The following is a 3,943-nucleotide window of genomic DNA, read 5'->3' as shown; positions in this document are numbered from 1 at the left end:
CGGAGTGGTACTTGTATCCTGTATTCCAGATTCTGCGGATCGTACCTAACAAGTTGCTAGGGATTGCAATGATGGGAGCTATTCCTCTAGGGTTGATGTTGGTACCCTTTATCGAGAGTGTCAACAAGTTTCAAAATCCCTTCCGCCGCCCCGTAGCGACAGCAGTATTTCTGTTTGGCACTGCTGTGACTCTGTGGCTTGGAATTGGTGCAACCTTCCCAATCGACAAGTCTCTAACCTTGGGCTTGTTCTAGTTCGTTCTCCAGAATCGATTCCGTAATTGTGCCTGCTGTTGCTAGGGTTGCGTACTCGGTTGATGAGGTACGCTACTTAGGTAATAGTGGGCACTAACTGTTGACAACAAGCGATAGCAAACGTTGGTTGGTTAGACTAAGTTGGTTGCTGTCAAGGCTCGTAGTGAGGACTTAAATCAACACAGCTAACCTCATACAAAGATCCTAATGCTAGTTGTGTATTACTATGAAGCCAAAAGGGTAGTAGTAGGCAAAGATTGAAATGACAGCGCTACCTGCACACGACAACTCTAGCTATCACAAACTAATGCTTAACCATTTAGCCTAACTCAGGCTACGAACTAGCTAACAAGCCGGCCAACAGATTTAGCTGCCCATGAAGTTCCGGAGTCGAATCAGTTGCCGTCGCATTTTAGGAGATGCTTGCACTTCAGAAAGCTCGGATACCCGGATCTGCTTCTGGCCGATTTCCATATAGTCATCATTACCGCAGGTTACTGCTTCTAATAACTTTTCTAAAAGTTCGTCCTCATCAAGGTCGTGAAATGCAGCCCGTTCCTCTATCAGTCTAAATCTCAGGGTCAGCTCACACTCATACACACTAATTTCAGTCTGAGATGGTTGGCAGGTATTGCTAGCATCTAATCGATTTAGCGAGTTCTGGGAACAATCGAGGGGATCGTAATTCATTGGAACTATGCAGTAGTGCTTGATACGCAATTAAGTGAGCGCTATCTGCCCTAGACGATTTAACATCAGGAACGCTGCTCCACGATAGATGGAACACCTTGAAAGATAACTATGCTGATAATACTATGCTGATAATCTAGCCACAGCTGATAATCTAGCCACATAGCTACTCTTCGCCAGATAGAGTAATGCATAGGAACACACTTAACGTTGAGTTTACTCTTCAAGATGCAGTCGTGAATCCGCTGATTCGCTGAACTTCTCACCTAGAAGAGGTGCTCTAGTGTCAGTGTTGATTCCGCAGCAGAATAGGATGGTTCAGATGCATTTTGTTCTATAGGCTGCTCTGGAAAAAGGTCATGGAAGGATAACACAGCATCTGTTGGTGTTTGGTGGCGATCGGATGTCGGCGATCCTTGATCAGGAAACAAGTCCTGAAATGATGGATACGCTTGAGGTGATGTCAAACCATCATCAGCGGGAAATAGCTGCTCGAAGGTTAGCAGTGCATCAGACTCTGACTGCTTATTCTCAGCTAACGATTGTGATAAATGGCCATGACCGCGATGAACTTGAGATTCCGTTAATGGTTCTATTGATGGTATGGAGGCTTCAACTCCGTTATGGTTGTTTGATACTTGAGCAGACTGTGCAGAGGTAACTAATAGTTCATCAGATGATTGATCTTGGGGTTTGCTATCTGGCTGCACAAAATCTGCAAAGAGGCTCTCACTAGCTGGGAATAGCGTTTCCAGTGTCAGTGTCGAGTCACGCTTAGTGAGCAATAGTAGCTCTGTTGCTACCGAATCTCCGACTAACTTGCTAGCAGAATTTTCAAATACTTCCATGACCTCGTTAGAGGCGGCATCAGCATAATGGCAGGTTGCCTGTTCATGAGTAGAGCTAGGCAGATCTAAGTTTTGGATTGGCGCGGTAGTCGCTTGCTGAGTTGGCGTTAGGGATAAATCTGGCGATGGATCGGCTATAGGTGCCAGTTGTTCTAATTTTTGCACCATGGTTGTGGCCTTATCCAAATAGGTGCGATTTCCCTGCTGGGTAAAGAGAAAAACAGCTTGCCGAAAGTCTTGAAGAGCTGACCAGTTGTTGTTTAACTTGGTGTGAGCTAGCCCTCGATAGAAATAGGCGATCGCAGCAGTTTCATCGAGTTGAATAACATGGCTATAGTCAGCAATAGCACCAAGTTTGTCCCCATCACGGGTTCTAGCTAAGCCTCGGTGAAAATAGGCTGCAATAAATCGAGGGTCATGTTCAATAACATGGGTATAATCAGCTATCGCACCCTTGCGATCACCGAGCTCCGCCTTAACATAGCCCAGATTAAAACGGGCACTAACATTGTCAGGGTTGATCACCAGTGCTTGGCAGAAGTCTGCCATTGCCTCTTGAGGATTGCCCAGCTCAACATAGACGAGGCCACGATTGTTGTAAGCACTGTCATTGTGGGGATTCAATCGCAGAGCTTGGGTGTAGTAAATAACAGCGTTCTCCTTGTCACCTAGTTCATAGCAGGTTAGTGCCCGGTTAAAGCAGGCATCAGCATCCTGTTCATCGATGATTGGAGTGTTGAACCGATGGGTGAGATTCTCAATCACCCTGGGATCGTAGGTTCGCAGTCCAACGCTTAAGCCTGGATAAAGATTGCTAGCAATGCTCAGGTCTTGAACACCCAAAACTGCGAAGGTGCGATCGCAAATCAAAAAGTTTTCATCCGTTCCCAACACCTTAAATGTAAATTGTTGAGGGTAGTCTCGCTTGAGTTGACCAAGACGCTTTAGTGCCCTGTAGAGCAACTGATGATGATGAGATTTGCGTTGCCAATAGGTATCTAAGCAGAGATTTCCACTTTGCTCCATCACACCTAGGTAGCCTAGTCCAATCTCAATCTGACCATGACGATTCAAAAAGTTTCGCATGGCTTGAAGTGTGCTGTCACTAAAGTTACAGTAGGTGGGAGAGGGCAAGACGATCGTCAATGAATGTTCTGCCTGGTCTATCACTTCCTCTAGCAACGACAGACGCTGGCTAGAGGAGGAAGCTTGTGTCTGAGATTCCTGAAGGGCAAGTATAAAATCATAGCTGGGCCTAGAAGAGACTGTTGCCGACGACAAGGCTGACTTAGAAGCTGTTTGAGCTAGCTGCTGTTCAACATGCTCAACCCTAGCTAACAACTGGGCTAGTTGCCCTGCTACAGGAGTGTCTTCAAGGTTTTGGGACAGATCCAATGAGTCAATATGATTTGCCTCAGCAGACTCTCCCTCGAACAGGTGCATGATTTCTGCTAGTTGTTGATCCAAGTCAATATCATCGAGACTTGTTAGATCCACACCAGTAAACTCAGCTAGTTCCGTTAAGCTAACTGACTCAGCCTGCACTGGGTGATCTTGATGCTGAAGGGTTTCTACGCTTTGGGAGATTTCTGCTAGTTTGGACTGTAAGCTTTCCAATTCTGCTCGAATAGTATCATCTGTCCAGGAACTGCCATTATCTATTCTGGAAATCAGAGTATCCAGTTGCTTCTTGAACACTGTTGCACCAATACGCATTGGCACTATCATCTGCTCAAAGGCTGCAATTTGTTGCTGCACAGTCTCAATTTCATAGATTAGCCGTGACATTTCTCGCTTGGGCACCAGGTCACCAGCTAGCTTAATAATGGCATCAATATCTTGCTTGAGGGCAGTGGGATCAAACGGTGGTGGCAAATTGTTTAACCGTCGGTTAATGTGGTTAATCTGATCTTGAAACGCATTCAGATTGGGCTTTGGCTCATTCTGTACTGCTTGGAGAGCAGACTGAAGCTGCTGAAACTCAGTCTTGAGACATTTCAACTCAGACTCCACCGCATCAACTCGATTGACAGGTGCAAGACGGTGTAAGTAGCTACTGAGGCCATTGATAGCTTCACTGGCATGATGCTGTTGTGTTTTTACACCCTCAAGGGTATGCTGCATAGCAGTCAAGTGCTTGTCTTCAAAGGC

At 45.9% G+C, this 3,943-nt stretch carries 3 protein-coding genes; 1 reads left to right on the top strand and 2 read right to left on the bottom strand.

The annotated features are described in order from the left end of the window. Positions 1–254, top strand: a 254-nt coding sequence (gene petD / locus NZ772_15265; GenBank protein MCS6814914.1) for a cytochrome b6-f complex subunit IV, incomplete at its 5' end; no start/stop codon positions are given. A gap of 366 nt (positions 255–620) precedes the next feature. Here the strand turns inward: petD and NZ772_15260 are convergent. Together NZ772_15260 and NZ772_15255 are read right to left on the bottom strand one after the other, a co-directional pair. Next, positions 621–944: an Npun_R1517 family heterocyst differentiation transcriptional regulator gene (locus tag NZ772_15260; GenBank protein ID MCS6814913.1), complete on the bottom strand. Its 324-nt coding sequence runs from the start codon at positions 942–944 to the stop codon at positions 621–623. 266 nt (positions 945–1,210) lie between these two features. Beyond that, positions 1,211–3,943: tetratricopeptide repeat protein (locus tag NZ772_15255; GenBank protein MCS6814912.1), on the bottom strand; the 2,733-nt coding region annotated here is incomplete at its 5' end.

It is taken from the genome of Cyanobacteriota bacterium (assembly GCA_025054735.1).
Taxonomy (GTDB): domain Bacteria; phylum Cyanobacteriota; class Cyanobacteriia; order SKYG9; family SKYG9; genus SKYG9.
The sequence above is the reverse complement of the archived record's forward strand: the minus strand, read 5'-3'. Positions and strand labels throughout refer to the sequence as shown.

What these genes read in the sequence shown, in the direction of transcription:
- NZ772_15260 (MCS6814913.1), bottom strand. Translation starts at nt 944, where the DNA reads ATGAATTACGATCCCCTCGATTGTTCCCAGAACTCGCTAAATCGATTA.